This is a genomic window from Sphingomonas crusticola, assembly GCF_003391115.1.
Classification (GTDB): Bacteria; Pseudomonadota; Alphaproteobacteria; order Sphingomonadales; family Sphingomonadaceae; genus Sphingomonas_I; species Sphingomonas_I crusticola.
Map to the genome: position 1 here is coordinate 639,729 of NZ_QTJP01000001.1, position 20,241 is coordinate 659,969.

The window sequence follows — 20,241 nt, forward strand, 5'->3', positions numbered from 1 at the left end:
CTTATGCCAGCGACCAGGCAGGCTGGGCGATCTTCTCTACCACCAGCTCGATCTCATAAGCGCCGTCGGCATGGATGGCGGGTCCGACCGCGTAATTGAAGCCGCGATCATTCTCGCGGAGATGGCGCACCCGGAAGCTGTTCACCGGCAGCGCCTCCTCAACCGCCAGCAGCAGCGTAGCGGACGTGTACATGCGCTTGTGATCGGCATTCCAGCGCGAGGGCAAATCGCGCTTCTTCTCGTACAGCGCCTGATGCGGCACCATACACACCAGAAAGCCACCCACCTTCAACACGCGCAGCCAGTCGCGAATCGCAGCGCGATCATCGGGAATATGTTCCAGGCAGTGGCTGGAGAAGACCGTGTCGACGGTGCCGTCGGCGAAGGGCAATGTGACGCCGTCATAGCCCGGATAATCCAGGTCGACGCCGATCGCGCCGGACAAGGCCGTCCGCCGATCCGGATTATCATAGCCGCTGAAGCCGACGTCGAGCACGACCGGCCCACCGCAATAGCGGGCGAGAAATCCCGATCGGAGGCGCTCGCGATAGGATTTACCGGCCTCGCCGGGCGGCTGATAGTCGATCGGGAAACGTTCGTCGGTTGCAGCGGCAGCGCCCGCGACTTCATCCCGCAGCAGCTCCCGATAAAAGGAAAGGTGCCGCTGCCGATATTCGGGCGAGGACAGCATGTTCTGCAATATCCCCTCCAGGCTCTCTCCGCCGCGTAACCTTCCACTATAATGGTCCAGGCCGCCCGGATCGGGCTCGCGCCCGAGCACGGCGCGATAGAGTTGCGCGATGGTCGCTTCTTCGCTCACGCCGGCTCCTGCGGATTTTGCTGAACGCACCTAAGGTCGTCCCATATGTACAGGGGCAAGCATCGGTGGCAGCAAGCGGAAAAGCAATGACGGGGGAGGTTGCGATGGCGGATCTCGATGCACCGGTCACGGCCGGACAGCCGCTGTGGCGCCACATCTATATCCAGGTGCTGGTCGCGATCCTGCTCGGCGTGATCGTTGGCGAGCTGTGGCCCGCTTTCGGGGTTGCGCTCAAGCCGTTTGGCGATGGCTTCGTCAAACTGGTGCGGATGATCATCGCGCCGGTGATTTTCCTGACGATTGTCAGCGGCATCGCCCATTTGCGCCATCTGGGCGAACTGGGCAGGATCGTGCTCAAGGCCTTCGCTTATTTCCTGACCATGTCGACCTTCGCGCTGATCCTCGGCCTGGTGGTCGCCAATGTGGTCCAGCCGGGCGCGGGCATGCACATCGATCCGGCGACGCTCGATAGCGCCAAGATCGCCGATTATGCGTCCAAGGCGCACGATCAGAGCGTCGTCGGCTTCATTCTGGCTATCATCCCGCAAACCCTGCTCGGCGCCCTCGCAGAAGGGGAGATCTTACAGGTGCTGTTCGTCGCAATTCTGGTGGGGATTGCGATCGCTCTGGTCGGCGACAGGGCCGCGCCGGTGCTTGCCGTGGTCGAGTCCGGCGAGGCGATCGTCTTCCGCCTGGTGGCGATCCTGATGAAGGCGGCGCCGATCGGCGCATTCGGCGCGATGGCCTTCACCATCGGCCAATATGGCATCGGCGTACTCGCGAGCCTCGCCGGGTTGGTCGCCACCTTCTATCTGACGTCGCTCCTGTTCGTGCTGGTGGTGCTGGGGCTGGTCGCCCGCCTCGCCGGCTTCTCGATCATCCGGCTGATCCGTTATCTCGCGCCTGAGCTGCTATTGGTGCTGGGCACGTCCTCATCGGAAGCGGCGCTGCCCAGCCTGATCGGCAAGCTCGAACATGCCGGCTGCGCGCGGCCGGTGGTCGGGCTGGTGGTGCCGACCGGCTACAGCTTCAATCTGGACGGCACCAATATCTACATGACGCTGGCGGCGCTGTTCATCGCGCAGGCGTGCGGCATCCATCTCTCGCTCGGTCAGCAATTGCTGCTGCTGGGCGTGGCGATGCTTTCGTCCAAGGGCGCCGCCGGCGTTACCGGCGCGGGATTCATCACGCTGGCGGCGACCTTGTCGATCGTGCCGTCCGTGCCGGTGGCGGGCATGGCCCTGATCCTCGGCATCGATCGCTTCATGAGCGAATGCCGCAGCCTGACCAACTTCGTCGGCAATGCGGTCGCGACGATCGTGGTCGCGAGGTGGGAAGGCGAGCTCGATCGCGACCAGCTGGCGCGCACGCTGTCGGGCCGATTGCCGGTGCTGAGGGCCTAAAGACCACGGCCGCTCATCCCGAGCAGGCCCTTGGAAATGCCGTCTCGAAGGATCCTTCGAGACGAGGCTTCGACAAGCTCAGCTCTCCCCAGGATGAGCGGAGTATGTAGAAGGCGGCTTATCGCGTCGCGTTATAAGCCAGCTGGTCGTCGGTCAGCTGAAAGCCGATCAGCAATTCGAAATTCGCCTGGGCGATCGCCGCCTTGATCTTGGGATCGGCGAGCGGATCGATCGAGGCATCGGCGTCGGTCGCCTTGCGCTTGCGGCGCAGGCGCTGCTGGGCGACGGCAGGGAGGGTCGCGAGCGACTTCTGCACGTCGGCGCCAGCGCCGGCCGTGCCGGTCGCCCTGATCTGCCCGTCGGCGAAGTGGATGAGCACCTGGCTCTGCTGCTTCGACATGATCGTCGTGCCGGCACGCATCACGGTCGCGAAATAGGGCAGGACCAGATCGCGCGCGCCGTGCGGGCTGGAGCGGCGCGCGACCACGTCGAACGTCACCTGGGTATGGACGATGTCGCCGGTCTGGTCGCAGCTCGTCCGCAAATTGGTGATGGTAGCGGTCGCGTCGAGCGCGCGCGCGTCGCGGCTCTGTTCGGGGCTGAAGAGGCTGATGTCGCCGGTATAAGCGGGGACCGCGACCGCCGGGCAGGTCGAGCGGACGACGTTCAGGCCGCCGCTCACGTCGAAATCATCCTCCTTGGCACAGCTGGCAAGGATCGGCAGCAGAGCGAAAGCGGGGAGCAGGCGACGGATCAAGCGGGGGTGTCCTAGCGGATCGATAATGAGGGGCGCATTCATAGGAAGCGCCTTTCGCGGGGGCAAGCTATGCCTTAAGGCGATGCGATGGACGGAGCCCCTACCCTCGCCAGCGACAAGCCGCTGCTCGATCTCCTGATCGCGGCGCCGCGCGGCTTTTGCGCAGGTGTCGACCGCGCGATCCGCATCGTCGAACTGTCGATCGAGAAATATGGCGCGCCGGTCTATGTGCGCCACGAGATCGTCCACAACCGCCATGTGGTCGATGCGTTGCGCGCCAAGGGCGCGATCTTCGTGGAGGAACTGGACGACGTGCCGGACGGCGTGCCGGTGGTCTTCTCGGCGCACGGCGTGCCCAAGGCCGTGCCCCACAAGGCGGCGGAGCGCGGGCTCGATTATATCGACGCGACCTGCCCGCTCGTGTCCAAGGTCCACCGCCAGGCCGAGCGGCTAGTCCAAACCGGGCAGCATATCCTGTTCATCGGCCACCGCGGACACCCTGAGGTGGTCGGCACGCTCGGTCAGGTGCCGGCAGGCACGATGACGCTGATCGAGACGAACGAGGATGCGGAGGCGATCATGCCGGCCGACCCAACCAACCTCGCCTTCCTCACCCAGACGACCCTGTCGGTGGATGACACGGCGCAGGTCGTGGCGACGCTCAAGCGGCGCTTCCCCTCGATCCAGGCGCCGCGCGGCGAGGATATTTGCTACGCCACGTCAAACCGGCAGGCGGCGGTCAAGGATATCGCCGCGCAGTGCGATGCGATGCTGGTGATCGGCGCGCCCAATTCGTCCAATTCGGTACGCCTGGTCGAGGTAGCGTCGCGCGCCGGCATTCGCGCGCAATTGATCGAAAGCGCCGCCAATCTGGAATTGTCCTGGCTCGACGGGGTGCGCACGCTCGGCATCAGCGCCGGCGCGTCGGCGCCCGAATTGCTGGTGCGTGAGCTAGTCGACTTGCTGAAGGTCCATTTCACCGTCAGCGAGCGCGAGATGAACGGCGCGGTCGAGACGATGGTGTTCAAATTGCCGCGTACGCTCGAAGCCGCCTGAGAGTTCGGGATCTGCAATGGCGGTCTACACCCATGTCTCGGCCGAGGCGCTATCGGCATTGCTTGAGCGATATGACGCGGGCACGCTGACCTCGGCCAAGGGTATCGCCGAGGGGGTCGAGAACAGTAATTATCTCGTGGACACGACGGCCGGCCGCTTCATCCTGACCTTGTATGAGAAGCGGGTGGACAGGGGCGACCTACCCTTCTTCATGGCCCTGCTCGACCACCTCGCCGACAAAGGCCTGCCCGTCCCGCGCGCGATCGCCGACCGGTCCGGCCAGCAGATCCAACAGGTCGCGGAGCGTCCAGCCTGCCTGATCGAATTTCTCGCCGGAGTCTCGGTCAGTCATCCGACCCCGGCGCAGGCGCATTCGACCGGTGCGGCTCTCGGGCGCATGCACGCGGCGCTGGCCGACTTTTCGGGCGCACGGCATAATAGTTTGGGCCTGGCGGGATGGCACGAGCTGGCTGCGAAGTGCGGTAAAGATCTCGATCGGATATCGCCGGGTCTCGGCGGGCGCGTCGCGGCCGAACTCGAATGGCTCGACGGGGCTTGGCCGGCCCATTTGCCCCACTCGGTGATTCACGCCGACCTCTTCCCCGACAATGTTCTGATGCGCGGTGACGCGGTTACCGGCATGATCGACTTCTATTTCGCGTGCAGCGACGTTCGTGCCTGGGACGTCGCGGTGACGCATTCCGCCTGGTGCTTCGAGGCCGACGGGAGCGGTTTCCATCATGAGCGGGCGGCTGCTCTGATCGGCGGCTATCAGGAGGCATTCGGCCTGTCGCAGGATGAAGCATCCGCCTTTCCGGCGCTGGCCCGCGGCGCCTGTCTTCGCTTCCTGCTGACGCGCGCATGGGACTGGCTCAATACCGCGCCGGACGCCCTAGTGACGCGCAAGGACCCCCTCGCCTTCCTGCGCCGGTTGGATTTCTACCGCGATGCCCGATCGGTAGAGCTGGGGCTGTGAGCGAGCTGCCGACGGTTCAAATGGCGACGGATGGGGCCTGCAAGGGCAATCCCGGGCCCGGCGGGTGGGGCGTAGTCATCCGCTCGGGCAGCAGTGAAAAAGAATTGTCGGGAGGCGAACCGCTGACGACCAACAATCGCATGGAGATGACCGCCGCTATTCGCGGGCTCGAGGCACTCAAGCGGCCATGCCGGGTCGTCCTTTCGACCGACAGCCGCTATGTCATGGACGGGCTGACCAAATGGTTGGCAGGATGGCAGCGCAATGGCTGGCGCACCGCGTCCAAGCAGCCGGTCAAGAATGCCGACCTTTGGCAGGAACTGATCGCGGCGGCTGCACCGCACACCATCCGCTGGGAATGGGTCAAGGGCCACGCCGGTCATCCGGAAAATGAGCGGGCCGACAAACTCGCGAGTGACGCAGCGCTGCGGGCGGCCCGGCGTTAGATTTTCATATCAGCACAACTTGTCCTGATTAGAGACATAGGTCTTGGCTTTTCCGCCGGAAAGCGCGAGAGAGGCCGCAATTCAGGAGAGACAAGATGCGCGCTATCGATCATTTCATCGCTGGGGAAACCTGCGATGCCGCCGGTCGCTACGGGGACGTTTACGATCCCAATTCCGGTTTAGTGCAGGCGCGTGTTCGTCTCGGCACGCAGGCCGATCTCGACGTCGCGATCGCGGCCGCGCAGGCAGCGCAGCCCGGCTGGGCGGCAACCAATCCCCAGCGCCGCGCGCGCGTGATGTTCAACTTCAAGGCGTTGGTCGAAGCGCATATGGATGAGCTGGCGCAGCGCCTCTCGTCCGAGCATGGCAAGGTCATCGCCGATTCCAAGGGGGACATCCAGCGCGGGCTGGAGGTGATCGAATTCTGCTGTGGCATTCCCCATTTGCTGAAGGGCGAATATACCCAAGGGGCGGGGCCCGGCATCGACGTCTATTCCATGCGCCAGCCGCTCGGCATCGGCGCGGGGATCACGCCGTTCAACTTCCCCGCCATGATCCCGCTGTGGATGAGCGGCGTCGCGATCGCGAGCGGTAACGCCTTCATCCTCAAGCCGAGCGAACGGGACCCGAGCGTACCCGTGCGCCTGGCCGAGCTGATGCGCGAGGCCGGATTGCCCGAAGGCATTCTGCAGGTCGTGCATGGCGACAAGGAGATAGTCGACGCCATCCTCGATCACCCCGCAATCTCCGCGGTAAGCTTTGTCGGCTCGTCGGATATCGCCCATTATGTCTATCGCCGCGGCGTGGCGGCCGGAAAGCGCGTCCAGGCGATGGGCGGTGCCAAGAATCACGGTATCGTCATGCCCGATGCCGATCTCGACCAGGTGGTATCCGATCTCGCGGGCGCAGCATTTGGCTCGGCCGGCGAGCGCTGCATGGCGCTACCGGTGGTGGTGCCCGTCGGTGATAAGACCGCCGATGCGCTCCGCGCCAAGCTGATCCCCGCGATCCACGCGCTGCGCGTCGGCGTCTCGACCGACCAGGACGCGCATTACGGTCCGGTGGTGAACGCCGCCCACAAGACGCGCGTCGAAAACTGGATACAGACCGGCGTCGACGAAGGTGCCGAGCTGGTCGTCGACGGTCGCGGTTTTGCGCTACAAGGTCATGAGGAAGGCTTCTTCATCGGCCCGTCGCTGTTCGATCGCGTCACGCCCGACATGCAGGCTTACAAGGAAGAGATTTTCGGCCCGGTGCTGCAGATCGTCCGCGCCGCGAATTTCGAGGAGGCGGTGCGCCTGCCCAGCGCGCATCAATATGGCAACGGCGTCGCGATCTTTACGCGCAACGGCCATGCGGCGCGCGAATTCGCCGCCCGCGTGAATGTCGGCATGGTCGGCATCAACGTGCCGATCCCGGTGCCGATCGCCTATCACTCCTTCGGCGGTTGGAAACGCAGCGGCTTCGGCGATACCAATCAGCACGGCATGGAAGGCGTTCGCTTCTGGACGAAGGTCAAGACGATCACGCAGCGCTGGCCGGATGGTTCGGCCGCGGGCGAAGCCGCACGCAACAACGATGCGTTCGTTATTCCGACGATGAGCTGAACGGGAAGCGATCTCATCTGCGTGAGGTGAGATCGCTTCCATCGATCCAGCAGGTGATATTGCTCCGCGACACCCTTATGAACATCAAGCAAGGCAGGCGGAGCTAATCTAACCGACAAGGAAGGTCTCAAATCGCGAACAGGATTTGAGATATTGTAAGGGTCATCTGGGCAAATACGAAACCAGATACTGCAACCACCATGTGGTGCGCTACGCTACTCGTACTGATATTATCTTAACGGATCAGCGAGGTGCAAAGTTTCCAAAAAAATGTTCACGCGCACGCGGAACAATCCGGGGTGGCATCGCCTCCCGCTTATTGCTAATAAGTCGCACAAACATTTTAAGGCGATGATGTGCGTCTGGATCAGTTACCCCTGCGTACCGCCTCGCGCATTGCTTCGGTAGATTGGGACAGTCTCGGTCCCCGTGAGGCGCGTCGGCTGCGCGAGCTAGGCTTCGACGACGGTGTCGCCATTGAGGCGCTGCACCATGGGGCGTGGCGCGGCCCGCTCGCGTGCCGCGTCGGACGAATGATCGTGGCGTTGCGGCGCGCGGTGGCGGCGTCGGTCATCGTCGAGCCGGCATGAATCCTGCGCCTATGATTGCGCTGGTCGGCAATCCCAATGCCGGCAAATCCGCCTTGTTCAACGCGCTCACGGGCGCGCGCCAAAAGGTCGGCAATTATCCCGGCGTGACGGTTGAGCGCAAAGTCGGGCGCCTGTCACTGGACGATGGTCGGCCGCTGGAGCTGGTGGATCTGCCCGGCACCTACAGCCTGGACCCGCAAAGCCCTGACGAACAGGTGACGCGCGATGTCTTGTTCGGACGTCAGGCCGGCGAACGCACGCCATCCGCCCTGGTAGTGGTGGTCGACGCGACCAATCTCGACAATCATCTGCGGTTCGTCCTGCAGCTCGTCGCATTGCGTCTGCCGACAATCATCGCACTGAACATGATCGACATGGCCGAGCGTGACGGGCTGGAAATCGATATCGCCCGCCTGTCCGCGGAACTCGGCGTCCCGGTCGTGCCGACGGTTGCGGTGCGTAAGCGCGGGCTGGACGATCTGCGCGCCGCGCTCGGCCGTGCAGTCGGCGGCGGCGGCAAGCCTGCTTTCGCCGACGAACGGCCGGCGGACATAACGCTGCTGCAACGCGAGGCGCGGCGCATCGCGACAGCCGTGACGGTGCAGCAACATGAAGAGAATGGCTGGACGCGGCGCCTCGACCGGATCGCGCTCCACCCGGTAATTGGTCCGATCCTGCTGGCGTCGTTGATGTTCGTGATGTTCCAGGCGGTCTTTTCCTGGAGCCAGGCACCGATCGAATGGCTGGCTTCGGTCCAGGCCTTGCTGGCCGACGCGACGATCAGGGCCTTGCCGAGCAGCTTCATCCGCTCGCTGCTGGTCGAGGGGGTGATCAACGGCGTCGGCTCCGTCGTTGCCTTCCTCCCGCAGATCCTGATCCTGTTCTTCTTCATCCTGCTGCTGGAAGCATCCGGCTATATGGTCCGCGCGGCTTTCCTGATGGACCGTCTGATGGCCGGCGTCGGTCTGTCGGGCCGGGCCTTCATCCCCCTTCTCTCCTCTTTCGCCTGTGCGATTCCCGGCATCATGGCGACCCGCTCGATCGACGATCCCAAGGACCGGCTGACCACGATCCTGATCGCGCCTTTGATGACCTGCTCGGCCCGGCTGCCGGTTTATGCGGTCGTGATCGGCGCCTTCATTCCAGCGCGTCGCGTATTACCGGGCGTCGGCCTGCAAGGGCTGGTCCTCTTCTGCCTCTATATCTCCGGGATCTTCGGCGCGATGGCGATGGCGGCGATCATCAAACGCACGATTGCCAAGAGCGGCAGCGGCGGTTTCATGATGGAATTGCCCAAATATCAGATGCCGGTTTGGCGCGACGTCGCCATCGGCCTGTGGCAGCGCGCGCTGATCTTCCTGCGCCGCGCCGGCACCGTTATCCTCATGGTGACGGCAGTCTTGTGGGTATTGACGTCCTACCCCAAAGCCCCCGCCGGCAGCGGCATCAAACAGAGTGAATATTCGATCGCGGGGCGGATCGCGTCCGGGCTCGAACCGATCGTGCGCCCGATCGGCTTCAACCACGCCATGGCGCTCGCGATCATCCCGGCAATGGCCGCGCGCGAGGTGGCGGTGTCGGCGCTCCAGACCGTCTATTCGATCGACGCAAGCGATGACGAGAAGCTTGGCCAGGAGCGGCTTGCGCAGCGGCTGCGCGGCGCCTGGTCGCTGCCAACCGCGCTTGCCTTCCTCGCCTGGTTTGTCTTCGCGCCGCAATGCCTGTCGACGATCGCCGTGATCCGGCGGGAGACCAATGGCTGGCTATGGCCCGGCGTGACACTCGGCTATCTTTTTGTGCTGGCTTGGCTTGCCGCCGGGGCCACTTTCTGGGTAGCCACGGCGCTCGGACTCTAGGAACGGAACAAGAAACATGGCCGGCAGCGTCAATAAGGTAATCCTCGTCGGCAATCTCGGCCGCGATCCCGAATCGCGCAGCTTCCAGAATGGCGGCAAGGTTGTGAACCTGCGCATCGCCACGTCGGAGACGTGGAAGGACCGCAATTCGGGCGAGCGCAAGGAGAAGACCGAATGGCATTCGGTCGCGATTTTCAGCGAAGGCCTGGCCAACGTCGCCGAGAAATATCTGCGCAAGGGCAGCAAGGTTTATCTCGAGGGCGCACTCCAGACTCGCAAGTGGCAGGGCCAGGACGGTCAGGACAAATATTCGACGGAAATCGTGCTGCAGGGCTTCAATGCGGTGCTGGTGCTGCTCGACAAGCGCGAGGGCGAAGGTGGCGGCCGCAGCGGCGGCTGGGATGACGACGCCGGCAACGACTTCAACTCGAGCTTCGCCGGTAGCGACGGTGCCGCGCCACGCGGCGGATCGGCCGGCGGCCGCCCGGCGGCATTCGACAGCGACCTGGATGACGACGTTCCGTTCTGAAAGGGCATGATCCCGCCCGCGCGAATGGGCTGACCATCTCTCCTGTCATCGTCCTGTCATCTCGAACGGCAAAGAGCTGTTCGAGTCGGGGGACGATCAGGAGAGGCCGATGGCCAGCAGCACACTCGCGACGGAAGACCGGCCGAAAAGCCACATCAAGCTCGACCACAAGATCCATCCGCTGGCGACGATCCTGTTCGCCGGCGTGCTGGCGGCCGGGCTGCTCTTCGCCGGTTACAACATCTTCAACGATACCGCCCATGTCGGCGAGCCGCTCGCGATCGGCGCATTCCTGTTCCTCGGCCTCGCATTGCTGATCGCCTTGGGCTTCGAATTCGTAAACGGCTTCCACGATACCGCCAATGCGGTCGCGACCGTGATCTACACCAATTCGCTGGCTCCGGTCGTGGCGGTGATCTGGTCCGGCTGCTGGAACTTCATCGGCGTGATCGTCTCGACCGGCGCGGTCGCTTACTCGATCATTACATTGCTGCCGGTCGACCTGATCCTGCACGTCGGCAGTGCCGGCGGCTATGCCATGATCTTTGCGCTGTTGATCGCGGCAGTGGTGTGGAATCTCGGCACCTGGTGGCTCGGGCTGCCCAATTCGTCGAGCCATGCGCTGATCGGGTCGATCCTGGGTGTCGGCCTCGCCAATCAGCTGATGGCGGCGGGGGGTGCGGGCGGCACCTCGGGCGTGGAATGGAGCCAGGCCCAAAGCGTCTTGCTCACCCTTCTGGTCAGCCCGATCATCGGCTTTCTCGGCGCGATGGTGTTGCTGTGGGTCATGAAGCGGGTCATTCCCGATCCCAAGCTGTACGAGGAACCGCAAGGCGATACCCCGCCGCCATGGCATATCCGCTCGCTGCTGATCTTCACCTGCACCGCCGTCTCCTTCGCGCACGGCGGCAATGATGGGCAGAAGGGCATGGGCCTGATCATGCTGATCCTGATCGGCGTGGCGCCGACGGCCTACGCGCTCAACCGAACCATGCCGGACAGCTCGACGCCTGCCTTCATCCAGGCAGTGAGCGACGCGCATACCGTGTTCGTCGGGCATGCCGCCGGTGCGCCGGCCGTGACGCCGCAGGCCGCGTCGCAAGTGCTGACGACGGCGTTGAAAACGCATCAGGCCGAGAAGCCCGAAGTCTATGCCGCCCTCGACCAGGTTTCCGGCGACATTACGCAGGAGCTCAAGAATTATGGCGCGATCGCCCATGTGCCGGCAGCCGCGACCCGCAACCTGAGGAACCAGATGTATCTGGTCTATGATACGTTGAGGCTGCTGACCAAGGACAAGGAAAAAGCCAAGAACGACTTCCCGAACGGTGGCGACAAGAAGCTCAAAACCTATCAGGACCTGCTGGAAAAGGGCACGCGCTACATCCCGACCTGGGTCAAGATCTCGGTCGCGCTGGCACTCGGCCTGGGGACGATGGTAGGCTGGAAGCGGATCGTCGTTACCGTCGGGGAGAAGATCGGCAAGACGCACCTGACCTATGGCATGGGCGCCGCCGCCGAACTGATGGCCGCCAGCACGATATTGCTCGCTCAGTTCAAGGGCATGCCGGTCTCAACCACCCATATCCTCTCAAGCGGCGTGGCTGGCGCGATGGCAGGCAATGGCTCGGGTGTGCAGGTCAGCACCGTCCGCAATATCGCGCTCGCATGGGTGACGACCCTTCCCGCAGCGATGGCAATCGCCGGCCTACTCTATGTGATTTTCCTGCAGATCGCCCGCGCGTTCGGCGGCTGATCGCCTAGAGCTTGTCCTTGAGGGCCTTAAGAGCGGCGAAGGGGCCGGCATCCTCCTCGCCGATCACGCCGGCCTGGCGCAATTTGTCGTCGGCGTCCGGCGCGCGCGGGAAAGGATCGAGCGCCAGCGCCAGTGTCTGCGCGACCGCCTCGCCGAGATCGATCGCGCTGCCCTCGTAGAAGATTTCGTCGAGGTCGCTTTCGGCGAGTTCCATTTCCTCGTCGGGATCGTCGACGGCGCGCAGCGGCACGAAGCGCAGGGTGAAGGTCTCCACGATCACGGCAGGAACCGGCTCGCCGCTCGCGACGCAGGCCTGAACGACCTCCGCTTGCAACTTGCCGGTAGCGATCACGACCTCGCCGTCGCGCACCAGCTCGGCCGTGGCCTCGAGCCGATCCAGGCCGATCAGGTCGAAGCGCTCGGCGAGCGCCGCGCGCTCGCTCTCATCCGCATCTATCGCAATGCTGCGGGGGGCGCCGCCAAGCTCGTCGAGACGAAACGGGCGCGAGAATTCGGGTGTCATTCCGGCCACTCTCCCTCAATCAGCGACTCGGTAGGCGCCGCCGCGAGGCGGTTACGCAGGTCGAGCAGCCCGTTTCGCACCTCCGCGAGCGCTGCCGAGCCGGAAATCATGCCCCGGTAAATGTTGCGCTGGATCACGTCGTCCAGATCGCCGCCCGCAAAGGCTTCGCGGAGCGCCCCGAGTCGTCCGCCGAGCGCACCCATCATCCGGCCGATATGCTTGCCGACGACGATGTCGCCGATCCCACGCTGGCGCAATTGGCCATCCATGTCGTCGACGAACAATTCGGTAAGGTACGCCGATGGCGCTCGCGCGGAATCGCCGTCGGTCTCCAAGCGCAACAGTACCAAGCTGAGAATCGCCGCGACCATGTCGAAACGGCCGTCCAAAGTGTCGGGCACGCGACCATCACGATACCAGGCCGGACGGCGTGCCTCCGCCACCACAGCGCGATAGAGCGGGGCAAGCCGGTCACGCTCCGCGTGCCCGAACAGACGACGCCATACTCCTATCATTCACCGCATCTCCCGGTCCGCGACTTGCAGAGCCTGTCGGGGCCGCATATTGAGGCCGCGGCGCGCGGTTGCAATCCCGAGGCGCGAGACTGTGCCGCTCAGGCTGAGTTCAGCCACGGGCAGCCAGGCTCAATTGATCGTCGGGAAAGGGTTTTTCGTACATGGCAGCATCACTCAAGCGCGGGGCGATCGCGGCGCTGGCTTTGGTGGCGCTTGGCGGCTGCGCGGAGGTGCGCGATCACAAGGGCTATGTCGTGGACACCACGCTGATCAACAGCGTCCAGCCCGGCGTCGACAATAAGGACTCGGTCACCAAGACGCTTGGGCGGCCGACTTTCGACAGCCAGTTCGACCAGGGCAGCACCTGGTACTATCTGTCGCGCACCACCCGCCAGCTCGCTTTCAGCACGCCGCATGCGACCGAGCAGACCTTGTTGGCGGTACGCTTCGCCGCCAATGGCGATGTTGCCTCGGTCCAGCGGACGGGCGTCGAAACCATTCGCGACGTTCAGCCCTACGGCAAGAAAACGCCCGTGCTTGGCGCCCGCCATACCTTTTTCTCGGAATTGTTCGGCAATATCCAGGCCGGCACAACCGACCGCGCCTCCACCGCCGACAATCCCGGCGGCTGACGCAATGTCCCCCGGCGAAAGCCGGGGTCCAGTCCCGCCATTACAGCTGGATCCCGGCCTTCGCCGGGAAACAGTTTCTGTCAGCTAGTGCGCGATGCCCGCTGCCGCCAACACGGCGAGAGTCAGCAACTCCGATGCCGTCGCGGACATGGTCGCGATCTGCACCGGCTTTTCCATGCCGACCAGCATCGGCCCGATCACGGCATCTCCGTCGACCTCGCGCAGCAATTTGGCCGAGAGATTGGCCGATTGCAGGCCCGGCATGATCAGCACGTTGGCGGGACCGGACAGCCGGCTGAACGGATAGGCTTTGCGCAGATTGGGATTGAGCGCGACGTCGGGCGCCATCTCGCCCTCAAACTCGAACCCGGGATCCTTTTCTTCCAGCAACGCCACCGCGTCGCGGACATTGTCGATCCATTCGCCCGGCGGGTTGCCGAAGGTCGAATAGGACAGGAAGGCGACGCGCGGCTCATGGCCCATGCGCCGCGCGACCGCAGCCGTGTGCTGCGCGATCGCGACCAATTCCTTGGGCGTCGGCCGCTCGGTCACCATCGTGTCGGCCATGAACACCGTGTGCTTCTTGCCGACGATGACATGGATGCCACAGGGCCGGCGGCCTTCGATCGGATCGATCACGCGCCGAACCTGACGCAAGGTCTTGCCGTAGGTGCGGGTGATGCCGGTGATCATCGCATCGGCTTCGCCCAACGCCAGCAGGAGCGCGCCGAAGATGTTGCGGTCCTGGTTGACCATCGCTTCGACCTCGCGGCGCAGATATCCCCGCCGCTGCAGCCGTGCGTAGAGGTACTCGACCATTTGCGGCACGAGCGGCGAATGACGGCTGTTATGCAGCTCGAAGCTGTCGGGATCCTCGACGCCGAGCGCCCGCAATTTATCGGGCACCTCGTCGCGGCCCACCAGCACCGGCGTACCGTAGCCGCCATCGCGGAACGCGATCGCCGCGCGCAGCACCACTTCTTCCTCAGCTTCTGCGAAGACGACGCGCTTGGGATTGGCACGCGCATTGGCATGGGCGAGCGTCAGCACTGACGTCGCCGGGCTCAGCCGGCCCTTCAGTTTCTCGCGATAGGCCGCAAAATCGTCGATCTGCTTGCGCGCGACCCCGGTCCGCATCGCGGCTTCGGCGACGGCGGCCGGGATGATCTCCATCAGGCGAGGATCGAACGGCGCGGGGATGATATAATCGGGGCCGAAGCGCGGCGCATGGCCCCCATAGGCGGCCGCCACTTCCTCGGGCACCTGCTGGCGCGCGAGGCTGGCGAGCGCCTCGGCGGCTGCGATCTTCATCTCCTCGTTGATGGCGGTCGCGCGTACGTCGAGCGCGCCGCGGAAGATGAACGGGAAGCCGAGTACGTTATTGACCTGGTTGGGATAGTCAGAGCGGCCGGTGGCGATGATCGCGTCCGGGCGGACCGCCTTGGCCTCGGGCGGCGTGATCTCGGGATCGGGATTGGCCATGGCGAAGATGATCGGGCGCTTGGCCATCGCCTTCACCATCTCCGGCTTCAGCGCACCGGCGGCCGACAGGCCGAGAAAGACGTCGGCACCGACCAGAGCTTCCGTGAGAGTGCGCCGATCCGTAACCGCGGCGTGCGCCGACTTCCACTGGTCCATGCTGTCGGTACGGCCCTGGTAGATCACGCCCGAGCGATCGCACATCAGCACCTTGTCGGGCGAAACTCCCATCGCCTTGATCAGCTCGGTGCAGGCGATCGCGGCCGCACCCGCGCCGTTGACGACAACGTGGATATCCTTGAGCTCGCGCCCGGTCAGATAACAGGCATTGATCAGGCCGGCGGCGGTGATGATCGCGGTGCCGTGCTGATCGTCATGCATTACCGGAATGTTCATGCGTTCGCGCAGGGTCTGCTCGATCACGAAACATTCCGGCGCCTTGATATCCTCAAGGTTGATGCCGCCGAACGACGGCTCCAGCAAAGCGACCGCGTTGCAGAAGGCGTCGACATCCTCGGTCGCGAGCTCAAGATCGATCGCATCGACGTCGGCAAAGCGCTTGAACAGCACCGCCTTGCCTTCCATCACCGGCTTCGACGCCAGCGCGCCGAGATTGCCGAGGCCAAGGATGGCGGTGCCATTGGAGATCACGGCGACCAGATTGCCCTTGGCGGTATAATCATAAGCCGCATCGGGATTTTCGGCGATGGCCAGCACCGGCACCGCCACGCCCGGCGAATAAGCCAGGCTGAGGTCGCGCTGCGTGGCCATCGGCTTCGAGGCGACGATCTCGATTTTGCCCGGCCGGCCGGACGCATGATAATCGAGCGCCTCGCGCTCCGAAAACTGGATGTTGCTACCTTCGGCCATTTTGGCTCCGCTCCCGATCGACCTCCACCTAGCCAGCGTTTTCGCCGCCGTCACCCCATTGCGAAGCCGGTACGCTAGCGGCTAGTCGCCGCGCTCACCAGAATCACGGGGACAGGCAATGTCAGATACGGTTGCGGCGGATCAGCTGCGCCTCTTCATCGAGCGGATCGAACGGCTCGAGGAAGAGAAGAAGGGCATGGCGGACGATATCCGCGACGTTTATTCCGAAGCCAAGAGCCAGGGCTATGATAGCAAGACGATGCGCGCGATCGTGCGCCTGCGCAAAATGGAAAAGCATGCCCGCGACGAAGCCGAGGCACTGCTCGATACTTACAAGGCTGCGCTCGGCCTGAACTGAACCGGCCCGAGCCGAAAAGGGGCCGAGTTGATGCCGGGGATGCCGCGCGCTAGGAGTGCGGCTCCTCCCTCCATTCGAGAAAAGAAGAAGCGGGCGCCATGGCCGGCCATAGCAAATTCAAGAACATCATGCACCGCAAGGGTGCGCAGGATAAGAAGCGCGGGGCCTTGTTCTCCAAACTCTCGCGCGAGATCACGGTCGCGGCCCGCTCCGGCCTGCCCGATCCGAACATGAACGCTCGGCTGCGCGCTGCGGTCATCACCGCGCGCAAGGAAGGGCTGCCCAAGGAAAACATCGAACGCTCGATCAACAAGGCCTCCGGCGGCGATGCTGAGGCCTATGAAGAGATCCGCTACGAGGGCTTCGGCCCGGGCGGAGTTTCCCTCATCGTGGAAACGCTGACCGACAATCGCAACCGCACCGCCACCAATGTGCGGCTCGGCCTCTCCAAGAATGGCGGGAATCTCGGTGCCCCCAATTCGGTGAGTCACGCCTTCGATCGACTCGGGCTGATCAGTTACCCTGCCTCGGCGGGCGACGCCGAGAAGGTCTTCGAAGCGGCGCTGGAAGCCGGTGCCGAGGATGTCGAAAGCAGCGAAGACGGCCACTCGATCTGGACGGCGCTCGACACGCTGCACGGCGTCGCCAAGGCGCTCGAGCCGGTGTTGGGCGAGGCCGAAGGCGTCAAACTGGCGTGGCGTCCGCAAACCCAGATCACGCTCGATGAGGCACAGGCCGGCCAGCTTCTCAAGCTGATCGACGCGCTCGACGACGACGACGACGTCCAGACCGTCTGGGGCAATTACGACATCCCGGACGACGTCATGGAGAAGCTGTCCTGATGCTTCCTCCCGCCCGCGGGAGGAAGGGCTGATCCTGATCGGCCTCGATCCGGGCCTCGGCACGACCGGCTGGGGCGTGATCGCAGCGGAAGGCAATCGGCTGAGCCACGTCGCCAACGGCCAGGTGAAGACCAACAGCGCCGATGCCCTGCCCGCCCGGCTGGCGGCGTTGCACGATGCGTTGGGTGCGCTGTTCGACACGCATCAGCCAAAAGCGGCGGCGGTCGAGGAAGTGTTCGTCAACATGAACCCGCAATCGACGCTCAAGCTCGGCCAGGCACGGGGCGTCGTCCTGCTGGCGGCGGCACGGCACGGCCTCGACGTCGGCGAATATGCGCCGAGTGTGGTGAAGAAGGCGGTGGTTGGCACCGGCGGGGCCGACAAGGCGCAGGTCCACGCCATGGTCGCGCGCCTGCTGCCGGGCACGAAGATCGCGGGCCCCGATGCCGCCGACGCACTCGCGGTCGCGATCACCCACGCCCACCATCTGGCGAGCGCGCGGCGGCTGGGCTAGTCTGGCCGCGATGATCGCCCGCCTTTCCGGAATACTTGCCGAGACCGGCGCCGATCATGCGGTGATCGACGTCAACGGCGTCGGCTATCTCGCTTATGCCTCGGCGCGCACACTTTCAGCGATCGGCCCGGTCGGCGGCAGCGTCTTGCTGCTGACCGAGATGCAGGTGCGTGAGGATGCGATTACGCTGTTCGGCTTCGGATCGGCGAGCGAGCGCGACTGGTTCCGCCTGCTGACCGGGGTGCAGGGCGTGGGCGGCCGCGTCGCGCTGGCCATATTGTCGGTACTCGATACCAACGAACTGTCCCGCGCGATCGCGAGCGGCGACAAGGCCATGATCGCGCGCGCCAACGGCGTCGGCCCCAAGCTCGCCCAACGCATCGCGATGGAGCTCAAGGACAAGGCCGGCGGTGTCGCGCCCGGCCCGGGTGGCGCGACTGCGCTGCCGCAGGGGTCGGCGGCTGCGGACGCCCTGTCGGCGCTGGCCAATCTCGGCTTCCGCCCCGCCGAGGCGGCCGCGGCTGTGTCCGCCGCCAGCGATGAGCTCGGCCCGGAGGTGGGCCTCGATGCCTTGGTGCGGCTCGCGCTCAGGAAAGCGGCGCGCTGATCAAATCGGCGTAAGCAGCGGCTCACCCGCAAAGAATGCCGCGAGATTGTCCAGCGCAAGCTGACCCATCGCCGCCCGCGTCTCGCGCGTGGCGCTGCCCTGGTGCGGAACCAACACGACATTGTCCATGGCCAGCAGAGCCTCCGGTACGTTCGGCTCGTGCGCGAACACATCCAACCCAGCGGCTCCGAGCCGGCCATCGGAGAGCGCCGCGACCAGCGCCGGCTCCTCCACCACCGATCCGCGCGCGATATTGATCAGCATGCCGTCGGGCCCGAGCGCCTCGATCACCTCGCGGCTAACCAGCCCGGCGGTTTTGGCGCCGCCGGCTACCGCCACGATCAACACATCCGCCCACCGCGCGAGCGCCAGCGGGGTGTCGCAATAATGATAGGTCGCGCCCTCGTCGCGCGGCCGCCGCGAATAATAGCCCACCGCCGCCGCAAAGGGCTGCGCGCGCGCCGCGATCGCCTGCCCGATCCGGCCGAGGCCAAGCACACCGACGCGCCGGCCGCTCGCGCGCCGTGTCAGCGCGGGCGGCCCCTCCTGCGGCCACCGTCCCTCGCGCACAAACCGATCATGCGCCGGCAGCCGGCGGGCGACCGCGATCATCAGCCCGAGGGCGAGATCGGCGACATCGTCGGTCAGCACGTCCGGCGTGTTCGAGATGACGATGCCACGGGCGCGCGCACCCGCGACATCGACCTTGTCATAACCGACCACGCTCAGCGCGATCATCTTCAGATCGGGCGCGGCCGCCAGCATCGCCGCGTCCACGCCATTGCCGCTGCTGAGCGCCGCCTCGATGCCCGGCGCGGGCGCATGGCGCAGGTCATAGAGGTCGCCGACATGCTCCAGCCCGAACAATTCGGGATGCTCGACCAGCATCAGCAAGGGCGGCTTGGGCATGGAACATCCTGTGTGAGCGATGGCGACAGCGCCGCTCTACCATGCTGGAGCAATCGTTGAAGAGCGCGCAATCACGCCACCTGCCGCTGCGCGCCGCATGCTTCCACCGGACAAGATCAGGCTCTATGCCTCTCTCATGAGCGAGGCCGAACGGTTGATCGACGCAGCACGCGTCCCCGACGATGCAGACGCCGCGTTGCGCCCGCGCACGCTCGACGAATTCGTGGGACAGAAGGCCGCGCGGGAAAATTTGCGCGTCTTCATCCAGGCGGCCAAGGCCCGCGGCGAAGCGCTCGATCATGTGCTGTTCTTCGGCCCTCCCGGGCTCGGCAAGACCACGCTCGCGCAGATCGTGGCGCGCGAGCTCGGCGTGGGCTTCCGCGCAACCTCCGGCCCGGTCATCGCCAAATCCGGCGATCTCGCGGCCTTGCTGACCAATCTCGAGGAAGGCGACGTGCTCTTCATCGACGAGATCCACCGGCTGGCGCCGGCCGTGGAGGAAATCCTCTATCCGGCGATGGAGGATCGCGCGCTCGACATCATGATCGGCGAAGGCCCGTCGGCACGCAGCGTCCGCATCGATCTGCCGCGTTTCACGCTCGTCGGGGCCACCACCCGCCAGGGCCTGCTGACGACGCCGCTGCGCGACCGCTTCGGCATCCCGATCCGCCTCAATTTCTACTCGGTCGACGAGCTTGAGCTGGTGGTGCGCCGCGCCGCCCGCTTGCTCGGCTTCGCTATCGCCGACGACGGCGCGGCCGAGGTCGCACGCCGCTCGCGCGGGACGCCGCGCATCGCCGGACGGCTGCTGCGGCGCGTGCGCGATTTCGCCCATGCCGCCGGGCACAATATCGTCGACGCCAGGGACGCCGATGCCGCACTCACGCGGCTGGAGGTCGATGCGCTCGGTCTCGACGCGATGGATCGACGTTATCTGACGATGATCGCGGACATCTACCGTGGCGGCCCGGTCGGCGTGGAAACCCTGGCCGCCGGCCTGTCGGAGCCCCGCGATACGATCGAGGAGGTGATCGAGCCTTACCTCATCCAGCTCGGCCTGGTCGCCCGCACCGCGCGCGGCCGCTGCCTCAACGGTCGGGCCTGGACCCATCTGGGGCTGGAGCCCCCGCCCACGGCGGGCCAATCCGGATTGTTCGACGCATAAAAAAAGGGGCGGCCCGAGAGCCGCCCCCTCC

Annotated in this window: 21 protein-coding genes; 15 read left to right on the plus strand and 6 right to left on the minus strand. The window is 65.0% G+C overall.

Features of this window, described 5'->3' with window-relative positions; all coding sequences use genetic code 11:
• Position 1: 1 nt before the first annotated feature.
• Positions 2–850 (minus strand): methyltransferase domain-containing protein, encoded by an 849-nt coding sequence (locus DX905_RS03065; RefSeq protein WP_116090014.1) that lies wholly within the window; start codon positions 848–850, stop codon positions 2–4.
• A 56-nt stretch (positions 851–906) separates the two neighbouring features.
• Here DX905_RS03065 and dctA point away from each other — a divergent pair, with 56 nt between their 5' ends.
• The gene (dctA, locus tag DX905_RS03070) at positions 907–2,223 is read left to right on the plus strand and encodes a C4-dicarboxylate transporter DctA (RefSeq protein WP_420822133.1); all 1,317 of its coding nucleotides are present in this window, start codon (positions 907–909) and stop codon (positions 2,221–2,223) included.
• A 118-nt stretch (positions 2,224–2,341) separates the two neighbouring features.
• On the opposite strand, the gene DX905_RS03075 is transcribed toward dctA, so the two are convergent.
• Complete coding sequence (locus DX905_RS03075; RefSeq protein ID WP_240320696.1) at positions 2,342–3,022, minus strand: hypothetical protein; 681 nt, start codon at positions 3,020–3,022, stop codon at positions 2,342–2,344.
• 45 nt (positions 3,023–3,067) lie between these two features.
• On the opposite strand from DX905_RS03075, the gene ispH reads away from it, so the two are divergent.
• The 8 genes from ispH (at position 3,068) to DX905_RS03115 (ending at position 11,796) form a co-directional block, all read left to right on the plus strand.
• A complete protein-coding gene (ispH, locus tag DX905_RS03080) occupies positions 3,068–4,036 on the plus strand; it encodes a 4-hydroxy-3-methylbut-2-enyl diphosphate reductase (RefSeq protein WP_116090015.1) in 969 nt (322 codons plus the stop codon).
• A gap of 16 nt (positions 4,037–4,052) precedes the next feature.
• Entirely contained in the window at positions 4,053–5,012 is a 960-nt protein-coding gene (thrB, locus tag DX905_RS03085) for a homoserine kinase (protein WP_116090016.1), read from the plus strand.
• A 20-nt stretch (positions 5,013–5,032) separates the two neighbouring features.
• Positions 5,033–5,458, plus strand: a complete 426-nt coding sequence (rnhA, locus tag DX905_RS03090) for a ribonuclease HI (protein ID WP_205412285.1) — start codon at positions 5,033–5,035, stop codon at positions 5,456–5,458.
• Between the two features lie 95 nt (positions 5,459–5,553).
• The gene (locus tag DX905_RS03095) at positions 5,554–7,065 is read left to right on the plus strand and encodes a CoA-acylating methylmalonate-semialdehyde dehydrogenase (protein WP_116090018.1); all 1,512 of its coding nucleotides are present in this window, start codon (positions 5,554–5,556) and stop codon (positions 7,063–7,065) included.
• Positions 7,066–7,421: 356 nt separating this feature from the next.
• Positions 7,422–7,655 carry a FeoA family protein gene (locus DX905_RS03100; RefSeq protein ID WP_116090019.1) on the plus strand — a complete coding sequence of 78 codons (234 nt, stop codon included), beginning with the start codon at positions 7,422–7,424 and terminating at the stop codon, positions 7,653–7,655.
• Positions 7,652–9,511: a ferrous iron transporter B gene (feoB, locus tag DX905_RS03105; protein ID WP_116090020.1), complete on the plus strand. Its 1,860-nt coding sequence runs from the start codon at positions 7,652–7,654 to the stop codon at positions 9,509–9,511. The genes DX905_RS03100 and feoB overlap by 4 nt, the downstream gene beginning before the upstream one ends.
• A 16-nt stretch (positions 9,512–9,527) precedes the next feature.
• Positions 9,528–10,040 carry a single-stranded DNA-binding protein gene (gene ssb / locus DX905_RS03110; protein ID WP_116090021.1) on the plus strand — a complete coding sequence of 171 codons (513 nt, stop codon included), beginning with the start codon at positions 9,528–9,530 and terminating at the stop codon, positions 10,038–10,040.
• A 109-nt stretch (positions 10,041–10,149) separates the two neighbouring features.
• Positions 10,150–11,796, plus strand: a complete 1,647-nt coding sequence (locus DX905_RS03115) for an inorganic phosphate transporter (RefSeq protein ID WP_116090022.1) — start codon at positions 10,150–10,152, stop codon at positions 11,794–11,796.
• 4 nt (positions 11,797–11,800) lie between these two features.
• Here the strand turns inward: DX905_RS03115 and DX905_RS03120 are convergent, their stop codons facing one another.
• Positions 11,801–12,319, minus strand: a complete 519-nt coding sequence (locus DX905_RS03120; protein ID WP_116090023.1) for a YceD family protein — start codon at positions 12,317–12,319, stop codon at positions 11,801–11,803.
• Complete coding sequence (locus tag DX905_RS03125) at positions 12,316–12,834, minus strand: ubiquinol-cytochrome C chaperone family protein (RefSeq protein ID WP_116090024.1); 519 nt, start codon at positions 12,832–12,834, stop codon at positions 12,316–12,318. The genes DX905_RS03120 and DX905_RS03125 overlap by 4 nt, the downstream gene beginning before the upstream one ends.
• 161 nt (positions 12,835–12,995) lie before the next feature.
• Here DX905_RS03125 and DX905_RS03130 point away from each other — a divergent pair, with 161 nt between their 5' ends.
• Positions 12,996–13,466 (plus strand): outer membrane protein assembly factor BamE, encoded by a 471-nt coding sequence (locus DX905_RS03130; RefSeq protein ID WP_116090025.1) that lies wholly within the window; start codon positions 12,996–12,998, stop codon positions 13,464–13,466.
• A gap of 84 nt (positions 13,467–13,550) precedes the next feature.
• On the opposite strand, the gene DX905_RS03135 is transcribed toward DX905_RS03130, so the two are convergent.
• A complete protein-coding gene (locus DX905_RS03135) occupies positions 13,551–15,815 on the minus strand; it encodes an NADP-dependent malic enzyme (RefSeq protein WP_116090026.1) in 2,265 nt (754 codons plus the stop codon).
• 118 nt (positions 15,816–15,933) lie between these two features.
• On the opposite strand from DX905_RS03135, the gene DX905_RS03140 reads away from it, so the two are divergent.
• The 4 genes from DX905_RS03140 (at position 15,934) to ruvA (ending at position 18,136) form a co-directional block, all read left to right on the plus strand.
• Positions 15,934–16,173: a DUF2312 domain-containing protein gene (locus DX905_RS03140; protein ID WP_116090027.1), complete on the plus strand. Its 240-nt coding sequence runs from the start codon at positions 15,934–15,936 to the stop codon at positions 16,171–16,173.
• A gap of 98 nt (positions 16,174–16,271) precedes the next feature.
• The gene (locus DX905_RS03145; protein ID WP_116090028.1) at positions 16,272–17,015 is read left to right on the plus strand and encodes a YebC/PmpR family DNA-binding transcriptional regulator; all 744 of its coding nucleotides are present in this window, start codon (positions 16,272–16,274) and stop codon (positions 17,013–17,015) included.
• A gap of 28 nt (positions 17,016–17,043) precedes the next feature.
• Positions 17,044–17,529: a crossover junction endodeoxyribonuclease RuvC gene (gene ruvC, locus DX905_RS03150; protein ID WP_116090029.1), complete on the plus strand. Its 486-nt coding sequence runs from the start codon at positions 17,044–17,046 to the stop codon at positions 17,527–17,529.
• Between the two features lie 10 nt (positions 17,530–17,539).
• On the plus strand, positions 17,540–18,136 hold the full coding sequence (gene ruvA / locus DX905_RS03155; RefSeq protein WP_116090030.1) for a Holliday junction branch migration protein RuvA: 597 nt from the start codon (positions 17,540–17,542) through the stop codon (positions 18,134–18,136).
• Here ruvA and DX905_RS03160 read toward each other — a convergent pair whose 3' ends face one another.
• A complete protein-coding gene (locus DX905_RS03160; protein WP_116090031.1) occupies positions 18,137–19,045 on the minus strand; it encodes a 2-hydroxyacid dehydrogenase in 909 nt (302 codons plus the stop codon).
• Between the two features lie 136 nt (positions 19,046–19,181).
• On the opposite strand from DX905_RS03160, the gene ruvB reads away from it, so the two are divergent.
• A complete protein-coding gene (gene ruvB, locus DX905_RS03165; protein WP_116092290.1) occupies positions 19,182–20,210 on the plus strand; it encodes a Holliday junction branch migration DNA helicase RuvB in 1,029 nt (342 codons plus the stop codon).
• The last annotated feature ends 31 nt before the right edge of the window (positions 20,211–20,241 follow it).

What these genes read in the sequence shown, in the direction of transcription:
- dctA (WP_420822133.1), top strand. Translation starts at nt 907, where the DNA reads ATGACGGGGGAGGTTGCGATGGCGGATCTCGATGCACCGGTCACGGCC.
- DX905_RS03075 (WP_240320696.1), bottom strand. Translation starts at nt 3,022, where the DNA reads ATGAATGCGCCCCTCATTATCGATCCGCTAGGACACCCCCGCTTGATC.
- ispH (WP_116090015.1), top strand. Translation starts at nt 3,068, where the DNA reads ATGGACGGAGCCCCTACCCTCGCCAGCGACAAGCCGCTGCTCGATCTC.
- thrB (WP_116090016.1), top strand. Translation starts at nt 4,053, where the DNA reads ATGGCGGTCTACACCCATGTCTCGGCCGAGGCGCTATCGGCATTGCTT.
- rnhA (WP_205412285.1), top strand. Translation starts at nt 5,033, where the DNA reads ATGGCGACGGATGGGGCCTGCAAGGGCAATCCCGGGCCCGGCGGGTGG.
- DX905_RS03095 (WP_116090018.1), top strand. Translation starts at nt 5,554, where the DNA reads ATGCGCGCTATCGATCATTTCATCGCTGGGGAAACCTGCGATGCCGCC.
- feoB (WP_116090020.1), top strand. Translation starts at nt 7,652, where the DNA reads ATGAATCCTGCGCCTATGATTGCGCTGGTCGGCAATCCCAATGCCGGC.
- ssb (WP_116090021.1), top strand. Translation starts at nt 9,528, where the DNA reads ATGGCCGGCAGCGTCAATAAGGTAATCCTCGTCGGCAATCTCGGCCGC.
- DX905_RS03115 (WP_116090022.1), top strand. Translation starts at nt 10,150, where the DNA reads ATGGCCAGCAGCACACTCGCGACGGAAGACCGGCCGAAAAGCCACATC.
- DX905_RS03120 (WP_116090023.1), bottom strand. Translation starts at nt 12,319, where the DNA reads ATGACACCCGAATTCTCGCGCCCGTTTCGTCTCGACGAGCTTGGCGGC.
- DX905_RS03125 (WP_116090024.1), bottom strand. Translation starts at nt 12,834, where the DNA reads ATGATAGGAGTATGGCGTCGTCTGTTCGGGCACGCGGAGCGTGACCGG.
- DX905_RS03130 (WP_116090025.1), top strand. Translation starts at nt 12,996, where the DNA reads ATGGCAGCATCACTCAAGCGCGGGGCGATCGCGGCGCTGGCTTTGGTG.
- DX905_RS03135 (WP_116090026.1), bottom strand. Translation starts at nt 15,815, where the DNA reads ATGGCCGAAGGTAGCAACATCCAGTTTTCGGAGCGCGAGGCGCTCGAT.
- DX905_RS03140 (WP_116090027.1), top strand. Translation starts at nt 15,934, where the DNA reads ATGTCAGATACGGTTGCGGCGGATCAGCTGCGCCTCTTCATCGAGCGG.
- DX905_RS03145 (WP_116090028.1), top strand. Translation starts at nt 16,272, where the DNA reads ATGGCCGGCCATAGCAAATTCAAGAACATCATGCACCGCAAGGGTGCG.
- ruvA (WP_116090030.1), top strand. Translation starts at nt 17,540, where the DNA reads ATGATCGCCCGCCTTTCCGGAATACTTGCCGAGACCGGCGCCGATCAT.
- DX905_RS03160 (WP_116090031.1), bottom strand. Translation starts at nt 19,045, where the DNA reads ATGCCCAAGCCGCCCTTGCTGATGCTGGTCGAGCATCCCGAATTGTTC.
- ruvB (WP_116092290.1), top strand. Translation starts at nt 19,182, where the DNA reads ATGAGCGAGGCCGAACGGTTGATCGACGCAGCACGCGTCCCCGACGAT.